The following is a 14134-nucleotide window of genomic DNA, read 5'->3' on the forward strand; positions in this document are numbered from 1 at the left end:
GCAGTGGCTCTCGCCCCCGCGCCGTCCAGCGCCCCGTCAGCGCCTCAGCGCCGCCGGTGAGGGGCTATTTACGGATAGACCGCAGGACCCGCAAGAGGGATCTTCAAAAAACTTTCGCACAACGGCGGATGACCCGGCGACAGCTGCGGCTGGCTTGTGCAGCGGATCGGCGGCAAGCCCAGCGATTCAAGGGAAATGCAGGGATAAGGGCCGACAGGCGCGAGAAAGGCGCCCGCCAATCTACCGCTGCGTCAACGGGTTGCGGGGAGAAGGCGGGCAACCGTCAGAAGGTCGGTGCGCCCCGGAAAGAAGCGGATTTTGCGGCGAGTCGGCTGGAATCGGGGCCGGAGACTCGGCCCCGATTGCCTCTCAGAGGTCTTCGTCGGACCAGAGCGCCATCTTGCGGTCGATGGTCTTGCGGGACACGCCGAGTCGACGTGCGGCCTCGGCCCGGTTGCCGCCGCTGAGATCGAGGATGTGCATCATGTGGCGCTGCATCACGAGGTCGAGGTTCTCGACCGCCTGCACACCGGTCACCTTGCCGGCGCCCGCGAATTCCTCGGGGAAGGCCCCGAGGATCACGGAGCGTTCGATCAGGTTGCGCAGCTCGCGCACGTTGCCTGGCCAGTCGTAGCGGCGCAGCTTCAGAAGCGTCTCGTCGTTCAGCTTGAGACCCCGCATCCCCAGCGAGGCCTGGAACTGCGACAGGAAGAGCGCGGCCAGCTCGACGATATCCTCGGAGCGGTCGCGCAGCGGGGGCATCTCGATCTGCATGACATTGATGCGGTGGTAGAGGTCGGCGCGGAACCGGCCCGCCGCGACCTCGGCCTTGAGATCCGCGTTGGTGGCGAAGAGGAATCGCAGGTCGAGGGGGATTTCCCGCGCGGCACCCTCGGGGCGCAAGCGCTGGTCTTCCAGCACGCGGAGCATGGCGGCCTGCAGCGGCTCGGGCATCTGGGCCACTTCATCAAGGAAGAGCGTGCCGCCGTCGGCCAGCAGCAGGAGCCCGGGCGTCAGCTTGTCGGGGCCATCCACGGTGCCGAACAGTTCCGGCACGATGCGGCCGGGCGCGATGGCGGCGCAGTTGACGGCGACGAAGGGTTTCTCGGCCCGGTCGGAGAGGCGGTGCAGCTGTCGCGCGGCCAGTTCCTTGCCGGTGCCGCTGGCCCCGGTGAAGAGGACGGGCGTCGGCAGGGGGGCCAGCTTCTCCAGCATGTCGCGCACCGCGACCATGGGTTCAGACTTGCCAAGCAGCTTGCCGGCGCCCGCCCCGCCCGCGTGCAGTTCGCGCCGCAGGAGCGTGTTGTCCCGCCGCAGCGAGCGGCGGTCGAGCGCGCGGGCCACGGCGCCGAGGATCTGGTTCGCGCGGAACGGCTTCAGAACGAAATCGCCCACGCCCACCCGCAGCGCGGCAATCGCGGTGTCGAGGTCGGCGTAGGCGGTGATCAGGATCGTCTCGGCGAAGAGCCCCTTGCGGCGCTGCTCGTCGAGCCAGTCGAGCCCGGTGCGCCCGGGCATGATGTTGTCGAGGATGACGAGGTCGTAATGCGTTTCGTCCAGACGGCGGGTGGCCTCGGCGGGCGAGGCCGCCTGTTCCACCAGCTTGACATGGGGGCCGAGGATCTTGGTCAGGAAGTTGCGCATCCCCGGCTCGTCATCGACCACGAGGATCGAGGCACCGCTGAGCCTGCCGCCGTATTCATCCCGTCCGTTCATTGCACCTCGTTCCCCGGGTCAGTTTACCCGGACGTTCGGGCTGGAGAACACATCCTGCGATGAGAAGTCGAGGGATTCGAGCACGTAATGCGCACCGAAGCCGATAATCACGATGGCCGCGAAGCCGCTGAGCATGGCTTTCATAGGGGACCCTCCTTGAGGGACAGATAGTGTGAGGGAGAGCGCGGCGGGAGTCCTCCCCCGCCGCCGGATCGTGTCAGCGCGTCATTCTGCCGGGGTCGCGCCGGACTTGGCCGCCTTCTGGGCCTCCTCCGCCTTGACCTTGTCGAGCCAGATCGAGTGGTGCTGATGCGCCCAGTTCTCGTCCACCTGGCCCGAGCCCATGGCGTCATAGGCCCCTTCCATGCCGAGCGTCCCGATATAGATGTGGGCGAGGATCACCACCATCATCGCGAAGGCGACGATCGCGTGCCAGAGCTGCGCGAACTGCATCTCCTCCTGCGGGGCCAGCGTGACGGGCAGCGGATCGAGGCCGAACCAGCCCGGAACACCCCAGCCGTTGAGGATCTCGAAGGTATGGGCAAAGAGCGGCAGGTCGAAGGGGAAGAGCAGCGACAGGCCCGAGACCGAGACCGAACCGCCCAGCAGGATGACCGACCAGAAGATGATCTTCTGCCCCGCGTTGAACTTCTTCGCGGGCGGGTGCTTGTTGCCGATGATGCCACCGGCCTGCGCGAACCAGGTGATGTCGGTACGGTCGGGAATATTGTGCCAGACCCACATGACGAAGACGAGGATCAGCGCCACCATGAAGGCCCAGCTGACGTTGTTGTGGATGTACTTGCCCACGGTCAGGATGGTCGAATTCGCCTCGTGCCCGATGATGTCGATCAGGTAGAGCCGCCCGAAGAGCGTGAAGAGCCCGGTGATCCCCAGCAGGATGAAAGAGCCCGCCAGCGTCCAGTGCGCCATGCGCTCGATGAACTTGAACCGTTCCACGGTGCGCCCGGCGAGGCCGCCATCGACGCGGACGCGGCCGCGCAGCAGGTAGAAGACGGCGAGCAGGGCAATGGTACCCAGCAGGGCAAGGCCGCCCCATTTGGCCAGCGTGGTCTTGCGGAAGGTCTCCCACCAGATGCCGCCGGTCTGGATCAGGTAATCGCCGTTCGGGTTCAGGGTGGAGTTCCGGATATCCCCGTCGGCAAAGCGGATCTGCCGCCAGATGTCGCTGTCCGAGAAGGAGCCGAGCGGGGCCATCCCCGGCACGTTCAGCGCATCACCGCCCAGTTCCTCGCTGCGGACCGGGTTGCGGGGTTCCTCGCCCCGTTGCCGGGCAAGGATGTCTTCGAGGGTCTGGCGACCGGTGCCCGTTGCGGGCGCATTGTCGACCGAGGTACCGGTGACCGGGTCGAGGGTCGCGCGGTCCTGCGCCCCCGCCGCCATCGGCAGGGAGAGCAGCGTGAGGGTCAGTAGGGCCATCAGGTGGCGCAGCATGGGTTTTCTCCCTGGCATGCTTCAAAGGCCGCGAAACCCGTGGGGAGCGGGATGTCTCGCGCCAATACGTACAGGCAGGGGGGTCCCCTGCCGCTGTCGGTGCAGTCGCCGGACGGGTTCGGGGCCCCCTCCGCCGGTCTTGGTCTTGAAATCAGTGGAAGCACCGGGCGGGGTCTGGCCCCGCCCGGTCCGCAAGATGTCTTACGGGTTCTTCTTCTCGTAGGCCGTACCCCAGCCCCAGGCGCCCGAGCCGAAGCCGCGGGCGACCACGCGCTCGCGGTAGATAGCCGACACCATGTCGCCATCGCCCGCCAGCAGGGCCTTGGTGGAGCACATCTCGGCGCAGATCGGCAGCTTGCCTTCCGCGATCCGGTTGCGACCGTACTTCTTGAACTCCGCCTCCGAGCCGTTCTCCTCGGGGCCGCCGTTGCAGAAGGTGCACTTGTCCATCTTGCCACGGGAGCCGAAGTTGCCGGCCTGCGGGTACTGCGGCGCGCCGAAGGGGCAGGCATAGAAGCAGTAACCACAGCCGATGCAGAGGTCCTTGGAGTGCAGGACGACGCCATCGTCGGTCTGGTAGAAGCAATCCACCGGGCAGACGGCCATGCAGGGCGCGTCCGAACAGTGCATGCAGGCGACCGAGATGGAGCGTTCGCCGGGCTTGCCGTCTTCGATCGTCACGACGCGACGACGGTTGATGCCCCACGGCACTTCGTGCTCGTTCTTGCAGGCGGTGACGCAGGCGTTGCACTCGATGCAGCGTTCGGCGTCACAGAGAAATTTTGCGCGTGCCATTCTCTATTATCTCCTTACGCAGGCATGATCTTGCAGAGAGTCGCTTTCGTCTCCTGCATCATGGTGACCGAGTCATAGCCATAGGTCTGGGCCGTGTTGGTGGATTCCCCCAGCACGATCGGATCGGCCCCATCGGGATAACGGGACCGCAGGTCCTCGCCCTCGAAGTAACCGCCGAAGTGGAAGGGCATGAAGGCCACGCCTTCACCCACCCGTTCGGTGACCATGGCCATCACGCGGATCTTCCCGCCTTCCGGACCTTCGACCCAGCACTGCGCCCCGTCACGCACACCGATGTTGTTGGCGTCGCGCGGGTTGATCTCGATGAACATGTTCTGCTGAAGCTCGGCCAGCCAGGGGTTGGACCGGGTTTCGTCGCCGCCACCCTCGTATTCGACCAGACGGCCGGAGGTGAGGATGATCGGGTAGTCCTTCGAGAAGTCGTTCTTCTGGATCGACGAATAGAGGGTCGGAACCCGCCAGAAGTCCATCTTGTCGTCGTAGGTCGGATAATCCGCCACGAGGTCGCGCCGGTTGGTGTAGAGCGGCTCGCGGTGCACAGGCACGGGATCCGGGAAGGTCCAGACCACGCAGCGCGCCTTGGCGTTGCCATAGGGGGCACAGCCGTGGGCGATGGCCACACGCTGGATGCCGCCCGACAGGTCGGTCTTCCAGTTCACGCCACCGATCTTGTCCGCCCAGTCGGAGGGATACGGCCCGGTCTGCGATTGCTCGCCCACCTCGGTATCGGTCTCCGGCCGCGCATCGATATAGCCTGCGACGTATTCGATCATCTTCCGCTCATAGGGCGTCAGATCGCTGTCCCAGCCCAGATCGACGAGCATCTGCATCGTGAATTCCGGGTATCCGTCCTGGATCTCCGAACCCACGGTGTAGGTGCCTTCCGCCAGCAGGTTCTGGCCGTCCCGCTCCACCCCGTAGCGCGCGCGGAACGGCAGGCCGCCGTCCTTCACCGCAAGAGAGGTGTCATAGAGGTTGGCAGAACCGGGGTGGTTCATCTCGGCGGTCCCCCAGCAGGGCCAGGGCATGCCGTAGAAGTCACCATCGGCCGGGCCACCCACCGCGCGCAGCGTCGTCTTGTCGAACGTGTGCTGGTTTTCCATGTGCATCTTGATCCGCTCCGGGCTCTGCCCGGTATAGCCGACCGTCCACATGCCGCGGTTGAACTCGCGGGTGATGCTTTCGATGTTGGGCTCTTCCTCGCCATCCATCTCGATGTTGCGCAGCATCCGGTCGGCAAAACCGAACTTCTTCGCGAACTTCGTCATGATGACGTGGTCGGGCAGGCTTTCGAACAGCGGTTCCACCACCTGCTCGCGCCACTGGAGCGAACGGTTGGAGGCGGTCACCGAGCCGCGGGTCTCGAACTGGCTCGAGGCCGGCAGCAGGTAGACGCCGTCGGTCCGCTCCTGCAGCACTGCCGAAACGGTCGGATAGGGATCGACCACCACCAGCAGGTCCAGCTTCTCCATCGCCGTCTTCATCTCTTTCAGACGGGTCTGGGAGTTGGGCGCGTGGCCCCAGAAGACCATGGCGCGGGTGTTGTCGGGCTGATCGAGGTTTTCCTTCGCCTCGAGCACACCGTCGATCCAGCGGCTGACGGTGATCCCCGAGAGGTTCATCATCGCCTTATCCTTGCCGTCCTTGCCCTTCATCGTGGCAAAGCGGCCTTTCAGCCAGTCGAGGTCTTCCTGCCAGACGCGGGCCCAGTGGGCCCAGGAGCCGGCGGTCAGGCCGTAGTAGCCCGGCAGCGTATCGGCCAGAACACCAAGGTCCGTCGCGCCCTGCACGTTGTCGTGGCCGCGGAAGATGTTGGTGCCGCCGCCCGCGGTGCCCATGTTGCCAAGGGCCAGCTGCAGGATGCAGTAGGCGCGGGTGTTGTTGTTGCCGTTGGTGTGCTGGGTGCCGCCCATGCACCAGATCAGGGTGCCGGGACGGTTGTTGGCCAGCGTCCGGGCCACGCGATGCACCTGGCTTTCCGGCACGCCGGTCACGCGCTCGACCTCTTCGGGGGTCCAGCGCTTCACCTCGTCACGGATCTGGTCCATCCCCCAGACACGGGTGCGGATGAACTCCTTGTCCTCCCAGCCGTTCTCGAAGATGTGGTAGAGGATACCCCAGACCAGCGCCACGTCCGAGCCGGGCCGGAAGCGCACGTATTCGTCCGCATGGGCCGCGGTCCGCGTGAAGCGCGGGTCGCAGACGATCAGCGGCGCGTTGTTCTGCTCCTTCGCCTTCAGCACGTGCTGAAGCGAGACAGGGTGCGCCTCGGCGGGGTTGCCACCGATGATGAAGATCGCCCGGCTGTTGTGGATGTCGTTGTAGCTGTTCGTCATGGCGCCGTAGCCCCATGTGTTCGCCACACCCGCAACGGTGGTCGAGTGACAGATCCGCGCCTGGTGATCCACGTTGTTCGTGCCCCAGTAGGCGGCGAACTTGCGGAACAGGTAGGCCTGTTCGTTCGAATGCTTGGCCGAGCCCAGCCAATAGACGCTGTCCGGGCCGCTTTCCTCGCGGATCGACAGCATCTGGTCGCCGATCTCGTTGATCGCCTGATCCCAGCTGATGCGCTGCCATTCGCCCCCGACCTTCTTCATCGGGTACTTGAGGCGGCGTTCGCCATGGGCGTGTTCGCGGACCGAGGCGCCCTTGGCGCAATGCGAGCCGAGGTTGAACGGGCTGTCCCAGCCGGGCTCCTGCCCGATCCAGACGCCGCCCTGCACTTCGGCGATCACGGTGCAGCCCACGGAACAGTGGGTGCAGACCGATTTCTTGGTCACGATGACGCCGGTGGCAACGGCCGAGGCCGCCTTCGCCTGCGTTACGGTGCCGCCTGTCGCGGCAATGGCGGCAAGGCCGCCGATGGCCAGCCCGGAGCCGCGCAGAAACGCACGGCGATCGACCGAGGCATGGGCCACGTCAGACAGGATACTTGTCCGCTGGGGGCGTCGCGCAACCCCGTTGGTCTTTTTCCTCAACATGGTTCTCACTCCCTGGGTGGCAGGAACTGAGCCCTGCACCTGGTGGCTATGAATGTGGCAAGGGCAGTCGGGCGTCTCGCAACCAGTCGTCTCTTGCCGGGTCGTCCGGTCCGGGGTTCCCGGGCCTGGCTATGTCATCGGCCTGCGCGGCGGCAGGCAGGGCCCGTCAGAAACGGGCGGCGGCGTAATAGGCGCGGGTGTGCGCCGTATCCTGCATCCCGTCCTTCGACAGGTCCGGGTCCATCGGGGCGGCATCCGCCTCGGTCCCGGTGGTGGCGACGGCAATCGCCGCCAGCGGCGCGGCGGTGCCGGCCAGTTTCAGGAAATCGCGCCGGCCCTTGTCGGCCCGTTCGGTCTTTCCGGTCATGAGAGTCCTCCCCTTGCTGGTTGCCCTCTGTGAAGGTACGCGACAACGCACCGGTCGCGGGCCCGTCGGCCCGCCAGATCGCGGGGGTCAGCCCGCGCTCATTCGAAATCCTTCGGCCTCGACCTGCATGAAGCAGCGCCCCACCGTGCCCACCGGCACGTAGAAGACCGAGTTCTTGGCCCCTTCGAGATCGGCAAAGAAATGCCCCGCCCAAGGCGCGATGTGCCGGTTGAAGAAGTCCCGCTGCTGGGTCAGCGTCGCCGGCGCGCCGAAACGGCCCACGATCATCGCGCCCATCATCTCCATCAGCGAACCGATGTTGTCTTCCGGCTCAAAGACGTTCTCGGCCCGGGCCAGCCCGCGGGCCTGCATGTCCTGCCGCAGCACCGCCAGCGGCTTCTCGTTCAGGAAGCCGGTGAGGTAGTAGCTGGCATAGGGCAGCAGCTCGCCCCGGCCAAGGCCGATGAAGAGCCGGTTGAACTCGCTCTGCACGGTCTTGGGCTTGCTCAACCGCGCCAGCTTGGCCAGCGTGGAGATGCCCTGCCCCAGCTCGCTCTGGTCGCCCTGAAGCCCGGCGGTCTGCTCCAGCAGCATCCCGTCCGGCGGGCCCGACAGCAGCACGCCAAGGAAATTGTAGAGGTCCGCGCGCAGGCGGTCCTCCTCCGCGATACGGCTCTGCGTGGCTTCGCGCGTCTGGCTCATGCCGTGGTCTCCTTCGCCGTCATATCCTGTGTCGGGGCCTCGAAGCGGAACTGCATCCGGCGGAACCGCGGCGGCAGGGGCTCTGCCTCGAGCTCCTCCGGCGCGTCCGCGAGGCCCATGGCCTCCGAATTGTGTCCGATGGGCGCCGCAGGCTCTGCCTCCGTCACCCGGACCGAGCTTGCCTCGGCCGCGATCTCCGCGATCTCATCCTCGGCCGCCTCGTCCTCGACCGCCTCGGCCACCTGTTCGATCTGCTGCGCGAAACCGCGCCCGACTTGGTAAAGCGTCTGCACCGCCCGCGGCGTGACGCCTACACCGGTGAAATCCTCGTCGTAGTCGTTCAGCCCGTCGAGGCAGGCCAGCACCGGGTTCGACCGCCACAGCGTGCGCAGCGCGCGCCGCTTCAGCCGCTGCGGCAGGTCCGCGGCCAGGAAGGCGCGCAGCTCTTCGCCGCCCGTCAGGGTTTCCGGCTCGGGCAGGCCAAGCTCGGCCAGCAGCTCCTCGTCGGTCTTTGCCTCCAGCTCGGCCTCGTGGGCCTGCGCCACGGCCTGCTGTTCGGCCTCCACCTCGCGGCGGGCTTCCGCGGCGACGGCCTGACGGCGACGGGTCCAGAAACTGCTCATTGCATCCGCCTCCGCTGCAGCGCGGGCGAGGCATAGACATCGCCCATGCCGCCGATGCGCGGATCGCCGATACCGTCCTCGACCTTGTCCATCCGCTCCTTGTGGCGGCGGCGCTTCACGAATTCCTCGTCCTCGTGGAACAGCTCCACGAATTCATGCACCCAGGCCAGCAGGCCCGGGGTCATGGCGACCTTCTCGACGACCTCTTCGCCGGTGTCGCAGTAATCTTGCGCCTCATAGGGCGAGGCCGTGATCAGAAGCACCTCGAAGGGATGCGCCGGGGTCTCCGGCTTCGGGCGCATGATCACGTAGACGCAGGGCACTTCGGCGCCGAGGCCGTGAACATACGCCTCCGTCTCGGCTCCGAAGAGTTCCAGCGTCACGGTGGCGGCGTGGAATTCCACGACCTCGCCCTCGCGGCGCAGCTCCCGCCAGTGGGCGTCAGCGGCCCCAGGCAGGATCGAGGTCGCCTTCCACGCATACTTTGCCCAACGCGTCACGCCCGGCTGTCGCTTGATGACGACGCCGACGGGCATGTTCCGGTAGGGTTTCAGATCTTGGGTCAATGCTCTTCCTCGCAGGGCCTCAAAATGAAGGGTTCGATGAAATGGCGAAAGGTGAAACCAGAAGGTGCCTACAAAATCGTCATGCTTCGGGACGTTCTGGCCGGGTCGGCGGAGTCCCGCGGGGACGAAGGGACATTCTGTCCATCTTGAGCATTTTACTCTGAATACGGAGGCATACCGAATCAGATCGGCCCTGCCGCGAATCACCCGTGCATCGCAGCCCCGATGCTGCATTTGCAGCATCGGGAATCCTGTTGAAGCCGGTCCGGAAAACTGGCTAGCCTGCCCACGCGACCGCGCCAGAGCAGGCCGAAACGGGGCCTGAGCCAGGGGATGAGAACATGGCCAAGACACTGATAACATGCGATTGTCTGGGGACTCAGACGATTGACGCCGCAGGCCTCGCCAAGGCCACCGGCTTGCAGGTCTCTGCCCCCTGTTCGGCGCTCTGCACCGCCCAGATCGACCGCGCGGTGACCGCGCTGACCGAGGGTGACGCAGGGGACACGATTTTTTGCTGCACGCAAGAAGCACGCACCTTCCAGGCCCTCGCGGAGGAGCTGGAGGTAGAGGCCCCTGCCCTGCTCGACCTGCGGGACCGGGCCGGATGGTCGGCAGATCCCGCCCCGAAACTGGCCAAAATGTCCGCCCTCGCCGCCGAGGCCCTGCTGCCCGCCGCGCCCGAGCGGATGCTGGATGTCACCTCTCACGGGTTGTGCCTGATCCTCGGCCCGGCGGAGGCGGCGCTGGAGGCCGCGGCGCAGCTCAAGGACCACCTCGGGGTGACCGTCCTGCTGGAGCGCGCGGAGGACATTCCCGACACCCGCGATTTCGACGTGATCGTCGGCCGGTTGCGGCAGGCGAAAGGCGCGCTCGGCCAGTTCGACATGACGATCGACGCGCTCCAGATGGTGGACCCCGGCGGGCGCGGCAGCTTCACCCTCAGCGCGCCGCGCGACGGCGGGCAGAGCCAATGCGACGTGATCCTCGACCTGCGCCGCGCGCCGCCGCTCTTCCCGGCGCATGAGAAACGCGAAGGCTACCTGCGTGCCGATCCGAACCACCCGCAGGCCGTCGCCGCCGCCGTGTTGGCCGCCTCGCATCTGACCGGCACCTTCGAAAAGCCGCTCTACATCCGGGTCGAGCCGCTGCTCTGCGCCCATTCCCGCGCCGGGCAGACCGGCTGCACCCGCTGCCTCGACCTCTGCCCCACCGGCGCGATCCTGCCCGACGGCGACCACGTGACCATCGACCCGATGATCTGCGCGGGCTGCGGCGCCTGCTCCTCGGCCTGCCCCTCGGGGGCGGTCAGCTACGACGCGCCGCCGGTGGACATGACGATGCGCCGGGTTCAGACGCTGGCCAAGGCCTACCTTGACGCGGGCGGCACCGCGCCGCGCCTGCTGGTCCACGATGCCCACGGGGCCGAGATGATCCGCCTCTCCGCCCGCCATGGCCGTGGCCTGCCCGCCGACGTGATCCCGCTGGAAATGTCCGCCATCGGCGCCTTCGGCCATGCCGAGGCGATGGCGGCGCTTGGCGCGGGCTTCGCCGCGCTGACCCTGCTGCCCGGCCCCGGGGCCGACCGTGACGCCATGACGGCGCAGGTCGCCCTTGCCTCGGCGCTCGCAGGCGGGGGCCGCGTGGCTGTCCTCGACACCTCCGATCCCGATGCGCTCTCCGACGCGCTCTTCGGGGTCGCGGTGCCTGCGCCCGTGACGACCCCGGTCCGCCCCATGGGCACCCGGCGCCAGATCACCCGTCAGGCCGCCCGCGCCCTGCACCCCGAAGGCGGCACCCTGCCCCTGCCCGAGGGCGCGCCCTATGGCGCGGTGCTGGTGAACACCGAGGCCTGCACGCTCTGCCTCTCCTGCGTGTCGCTCTGCCCCTCCGGTGCGCTTGGCGACAACCCGGACCTGCCGCAGCTGCGCTTCCAGGAGGACGCCTGCCTGCAATGCGGTCTCTGCGCCCATGTCTGCCCCGAGGATGCCATCGCCTACGAGCCGCGCCTGAACCTCGACGAAAGCGCGCTGTCGCAGGAGATCCTGAACGAGGAGGAGCCCTTCGCCTGCGTCGAATGCGGCACGCTCTTCGGGGTGAAATCCACCATCGACCGGATCACCGAAAAGCTGCAGTCTCACTCCATGTTCGCCGATGGCGAGCGGCTGCGAATGATCCAGATGTGCGATGACTGCCGGGTGAATGCGCAGTATCACGCCCAGAACAACCCGATGACCGGCGCCCCCCGCCCGCGGCCCCGGACCACCGACGATTACCTGTCCAAGCGGCGCGACCATTGAGCCCTTCGAAGGAGAGACCCATGAGCGACGATTTCAACATGTCGATGCGCAAGTTCCTGAAACAGGTCGGCGTGACCTCGCAGCAGGCGATCGAGGAGGCCATGCGCGGGGCCGAGACCAGCGGCAAGAGCTTCCCGGTCAAGGCCGTGATCACCATCCCCGAGCTTGGCCTGACCCATGAGGTCACCGGCGAGATCAAGGGGCAGGAATGACCTCTACGACCCTGACGCGAGACGCCGTGACCGCGGCTCTGAAAGGCATTGCAGACCCTGTTCAGGGCGGTGACATCATGGCCTCGGGCGTGGTGCGCGCGCTGAACGTCGGCGGCGACGGCACGATCCGTTTCGTCATGGAGATCGCCCCCCGCCACGCCGAGGCCTACACCCAGGTGAAGGCACAGGCCGAGGCCCTGCTGGGTGCGCTTCCGGGCGTGTCCAAGGTCTCCATCGTGCTGACCGGCCACAGCGAGAAGGCCCCGCCGCCGGACCTCAAGCCGCAGCGCCCGGCAGAGGCGAAGGGCCCGCAGAAGGTGCCCGGCATCGACCGGATCCTCGCCATTGCCAGCGGCAAGGGCGGCGTGGGCAAATCGACCGTCTCGGCCAACCTTGCCGTCGCGCTCGCCCAGCAGGGACGGCGCGTGGGCCTGCTCGACGCCGATGTCTATGGCCCCAGCCAGCCTAGGATGCTGGGTGTCTCGGGCAGGCCGGCCAGCCCCGATGGCAAGACCATCCTGCCGATGCGCAACCATGGCGTCACCATGATGTCCATCGGGCTGATGACCAACGAGGATCAGGCCGTCGTCTGGCGCGGGCCCATGCTGATGGGCGCGCTGCAGCAGATGATGAACCAGGTGCAATGGGGCGCCCTCGACGTGCTGATCGTCGACCTGCCGCCGGGCACCGGCGACGTGCAGATGACGCTGAGCCAGAAGTTCAAGGTCGACGGCGCGGTGATCGTCTCGACCCCGCAGGACGTGGCCCTGCTGGACGCCCGCAAGGGGATCGACATGTTCCAGCAATTGCACGTACCGATCGTCGGCATGGTCGAGAACATGAGCACGCACATCTGTTCCAACTGCGGCCACGAGGAGCATGTCTTCGGCCACGGCGGTGTCGCGGCAGAGGCGGCCAAGCTGAACGTGCCGCTGCTGGCGGAGGTGCCGCTCGACCTGCAGATCCGGCTGGCCGCGGATGGCGGTGCGCCGATTGCCGTCAGCCAGCCCGACAGCCCGCAGGCGCAGGCCTTCCACCAGATCGCCAGCGCCCTCGTCGCCAAGGGCGCCGCATGAGCACGGAGGCCCTCAGCTTCCCCCCGCTGATGTACGGCGAGGAGGTGCCCTCGGACGCGTTCAACCACGCCTGCATGAAGGCGATGATGGGCTGCGACGCGGGCCTCGTCGCCTATGCGGCAGAGCGGAACCGGGTCGAGGCGGCGCTCGTCTTCGCGCCCGAGGTGCCGCTGATGCGGGCCATGACCATGCTGCCGCTCTGCGGGGTCGGGTTCCAGAACGCGCTTGGCGCGCTCGCCCCGCCCGAGGTCGCTGTGCACCTTGGCTGGGACGGGACGATCTTCCTGAACGGCGCGCGCTGCGGCAGCTTCCGCTGCATGGCGTCCCGCACCGTGCCGCAGGCGGCCCCTGACTGGCTGGTGGTGGGCTTCTCCCTGCCGCTCTGGCCCGAGGATGACCGCCCGGCGGGCGAGCGCCCGGACCAGACGACGCTCTATGCCGAGGGCTGTTCGGAAGTGTATCCCCTGCCGCTTGTCGAGGCCTGGGCCCGGCACACGCTGCACCAGCTGAACCGCTGGGAGCAGGACGGCCCCCGCGCGCTTGCCGCCGAATGGCGCGGGCTGGCGCAGGACATGGGCGAGGATGTGACCCGAAACGGCGTCTCAGGGACGTTTCTGGGCGTGGACGAGGACTTTGGCATGCTGCTGCGCGACGCCGAGGGCACGACGCATCAGATCCCCCTGACGACCCTGCTGGAGAAAGCCCCATGAGCGCCCTGCAACTGGCCCGCGCGATCCATTTCGACGAAAGCGACATGCGCGTCTTCGCCAGCCCGGCCCGGACCGGCGAATGGTGCCTGTCAGGCGGGTTCGAGTTTTCGGACTGGACCGAGGGCGACCTGACCGGCAAGGCCCGGCAGGCGTTCTCGAACGGCTGGCTGGGGCTTGAGACCTTCGGGCGGGTGACTTTCGTCGCGGTGACGCAGATCGAACCGGGCGAGATGGAGCGGCTGACCGACATGCTGGCCGCGCATTTCGTGACCTACTACGGCGCACCCTCGGCCGAGGCCGCCCGCCCGGTCGCCGCCGAGGAACTGGCCCAGATGGCCGAGCTCTGCGCCGGGCATCCAGCGAACACGCTGCTGACCGTCGCGCGGGAGCTGACCGAGGCCGGTGTACGCGAGAGCTTCCGGGTGATCGAACCGCAGGAGGCGGAGCTGGACCTCTTCGCGGTACACGGCTCGCTGGATGATCCGCATGAGGGGCATGGGCACTGAGGGGCTGGAAGGGAAGCCTCCGCCGCAAGCCCTGAGCGAATGCGCGGCCGCCTCTAGGACAGCGGGGTTCGAGAGCGCTAAGCAGACATCAAATCTAGGGCGCG

At 67.2% G+C, this 14134-nt stretch carries 14 protein-coding genes; 5 read left to right on the forward strand and 9 right to left on the reverse strand.

The features are described 5' to 3' along the window. Positions 1-369: 369 nt before the first annotated feature. The 9 genes from LCM32_RS19020 to LCM32_RS19055 all read right to left on the reverse strand — a co-directional run bounded on the left by LCM32_RS19020 (position 370) and on the right by LCM32_RS19055 (position 9196). Complete coding sequence (locus tag LCM32_RS19020; RefSeq protein ID WP_224822671.1) at positions 370-1716, reverse strand: sigma-54-dependent transcriptional regulator; 1347 nt, start codon at positions 1714-1716, stop codon at positions 370-372. A gap of 18 nt (positions 1717-1734) precedes the next feature. After that, a complete protein-coding gene (locus LCM32_RS22025) occupies positions 1735-1860 on the reverse strand; it encodes a hypothetical protein (RefSeq protein ID WP_263618246.1) in 126 nt (41 codons plus the stop codon). A gap of 81 nt (positions 1861-1941) precedes the next feature. Next, positions 1942-3171 (reverse strand): formate dehydrogenase subunit gamma, encoded by a 1230-nt coding sequence (locus tag LCM32_RS19025; protein WP_224822672.1) that lies wholly within the window; start codon positions 3169-3171, stop codon positions 1942-1944. A 201-nt stretch (positions 3172-3372) separates the two neighbouring features. After that, positions 3373-3966 carry a formate dehydrogenase FDH3 subunit beta gene (gene fdh3B, locus LCM32_RS19030; protein ID WP_224822673.1) on the reverse strand — a complete coding sequence of 198 codons (594 nt, stop codon included), beginning with the start codon at positions 3964-3966 and terminating at the stop codon, positions 3373-3375. A gap of 14 nt (positions 3967-3980) precedes the next feature. Beyond that, a complete protein-coding gene (locus LCM32_RS19035; protein ID WP_224822674.1) occupies positions 3981-6968 on the reverse strand; it encodes a formate dehydrogenase subunit alpha in 2988 nt (995 codons plus the stop codon). Between the two features lie 166 nt (positions 6969-7134). Further along, positions 7135-7335, reverse strand: a complete 201-nt coding sequence (locus LCM32_RS19040) for a twin-arginine translocation pathway signal protein (protein ID WP_224822675.1) — start codon at positions 7333-7335, stop codon at positions 7135-7137. Between the two features lie 87 nt (positions 7336-7422). Further along, positions 7423-8037, reverse strand: coding sequence for a molecular chaperone (locus LCM32_RS19045; RefSeq protein ID WP_224822676.1), 615 nt, complete (start codon positions 8035-8037; stop codon positions 7423-7425). Beyond that, the gene (locus tag LCM32_RS19050; protein ID WP_224822677.1) at positions 8034-8660 is read right to left on the reverse strand and encodes a DUF3306 domain-containing protein; all 627 of its coding nucleotides are present in this window, start codon (positions 8658-8660) and stop codon (positions 8034-8036) included. The genes LCM32_RS19045 and LCM32_RS19050 overlap by 4 nt, the downstream gene beginning before the upstream one ends. Then, complete coding sequence (locus LCM32_RS19055; protein WP_224822796.1) at positions 8657-9196, reverse strand: DUF3305 domain-containing protein; 540 nt, start codon at positions 9194-9196, stop codon at positions 8657-8659. The genes LCM32_RS19050 and LCM32_RS19055 overlap by 4 nt, the downstream gene beginning before the upstream one ends. 371 nt (positions 9197-9567) lie before the next feature. Here LCM32_RS19055 and LCM32_RS19060 point away from each other — a divergent pair, with 371 nt between their 5' ends. Genes LCM32_RS19060 through LCM32_RS19080 form a run of 5 tightly spaced genes read left to right on the forward strand, consistent with a single transcriptional unit; the run spans position 9568 to position 14030 of the window. After that, positions 9568-11526 (forward strand): 4Fe-4S binding protein, encoded by a 1959-nt coding sequence (locus LCM32_RS19060; protein ID WP_224822678.1) that lies wholly within the window; start codon positions 9568-9570, stop codon positions 11524-11526. A gap of 20 nt (positions 11527-11546) precedes the next feature. Then, positions 11547-11738 (forward strand): DUF6494 family protein, encoded by a 192-nt coding sequence (locus LCM32_RS19065; protein ID WP_224822679.1) that lies wholly within the window; start codon positions 11547-11549, stop codon positions 11736-11738. Further along, on the forward strand, positions 11735-12814 hold the full coding sequence (locus tag LCM32_RS19070; protein ID WP_224822680.1) for an Mrp/NBP35 family ATP-binding protein: 1080 nt from the start codon (positions 11735-11737) through the stop codon (positions 12812-12814). The genes LCM32_RS19065 and LCM32_RS19070 overlap by 4 nt, the downstream gene beginning before the upstream one ends. Beyond that, the gene (locus LCM32_RS19075) at positions 12811-13524 is read left to right on the forward strand and encodes a biotin/lipoate--protein ligase family protein (protein ID WP_224822681.1); all 714 of its coding nucleotides are present in this window, start codon (positions 12811-12813) and stop codon (positions 13522-13524) included. The genes LCM32_RS19070 and LCM32_RS19075 overlap by 4 nt, the downstream gene beginning before the upstream one ends. Beyond that, entirely contained in the window at positions 13521-14030 is a 510-nt protein-coding gene (locus LCM32_RS19080; protein WP_224822682.1) for a DUF6505 family protein, read from the forward strand. Before LCM32_RS19075 ends, LCM32_RS19080 begins: the two co-directional genes overlap by 4 nt. The last annotated feature ends 104 nt before the right edge of the window (positions 14031-14134 follow it).

Source organism: Pseudooceanicola nanhaiensis (assembly GCF_020171315.1).
In the GTDB taxonomy this organism is placed as follows: domain Bacteria; phylum Pseudomonadota; class Alphaproteobacteria; order Rhodobacterales; family Rhodobacteraceae; genus Pseudooceanicola; species Pseudooceanicola nanhaiensis_A.

Bases quoted from the DNA above. Each gene is read 5' to 3' on its own strand.
- LCM32_RS19035 (WP_224822674.1), bottom strand. From the start codon at position 6,968: ATGTTGAGGAAAAAGACCAACGGGGTTGCGCGACGCCCCCAGCGGACA.
- LCM32_RS22025 (WP_263618246.1), bottom strand. From the start codon at position 1,860: ATGAAAGCCATGCTCAGCGGCTTCGCGGCCATCGTGATTATCGGCTTC.
- LCM32_RS19070 (WP_224822680.1), top strand. From the start codon at position 11,735: ATGACCTCTACGACCCTGACGCGAGACGCCGTGACCGCGGCTCTGAAA.
- LCM32_RS19020 (WP_224822671.1), bottom strand. From the start codon at position 1,716: ATGAACGGACGGGATGAATACGGCGGCAGGCTCAGCGGTGCCTCGATC.
- LCM32_RS19050 (WP_224822677.1), bottom strand. From the start codon at position 8,660: ATGAGCAGTTTCTGGACCCGTCGCCGTCAGGCCGTCGCCGCGGAAGCC.
- LCM32_RS19045 (WP_224822676.1), bottom strand. From the start codon at position 8,037: ATGAGCCAGACGCGCGAAGCCACGCAGAGCCGTATCGCGGAGGAGGAC.
- LCM32_RS19075 (WP_224822681.1), top strand. From the start codon at position 12,811: ATGAGCACGGAGGCCCTCAGCTTCCCCCCGCTGATGTACGGCGAGGAG.
- LCM32_RS19065 (WP_224822679.1), top strand. From the start codon at position 11,547: ATGAGCGACGATTTCAACATGTCGATGCGCAAGTTCCTGAAACAGGTC.
- fdh3B (WP_224822673.1), bottom strand. From the start codon at position 3,966: ATGGCACGCGCAAAATTTCTCTGTGACGCCGAACGCTGCATCGAGTGC.
- LCM32_RS19060 (WP_224822678.1), top strand. From the start codon at position 9,568: ATGGCCAAGACACTGATAACATGCGATTGTCTGGGGACTCAGACGATT.
- LCM32_RS19040 (WP_224822675.1), bottom strand. From the start codon at position 7,335: ATGACCGGAAAGACCGAACGGGCCGACAAGGGCCGGCGCGATTTCCTG.
- LCM32_RS19055 (WP_224822796.1), bottom strand. From the start codon at position 9,196: ATGCCCGTCGGCGTCGTCATCAAGCGACAGCCGGGCGTGACGCGTTGG.
- LCM32_RS19080 (WP_224822682.1), top strand. From the start codon at position 13,521: ATGAGCGCCCTGCAACTGGCCCGCGCGATCCATTTCGACGAAAGCGAC.
- LCM32_RS19025 (WP_224822672.1), bottom strand. From the start codon at position 3,171: ATGCTGCGCCACCTGATGGCCCTACTGACCCTCACGCTGCTCTCCCTG.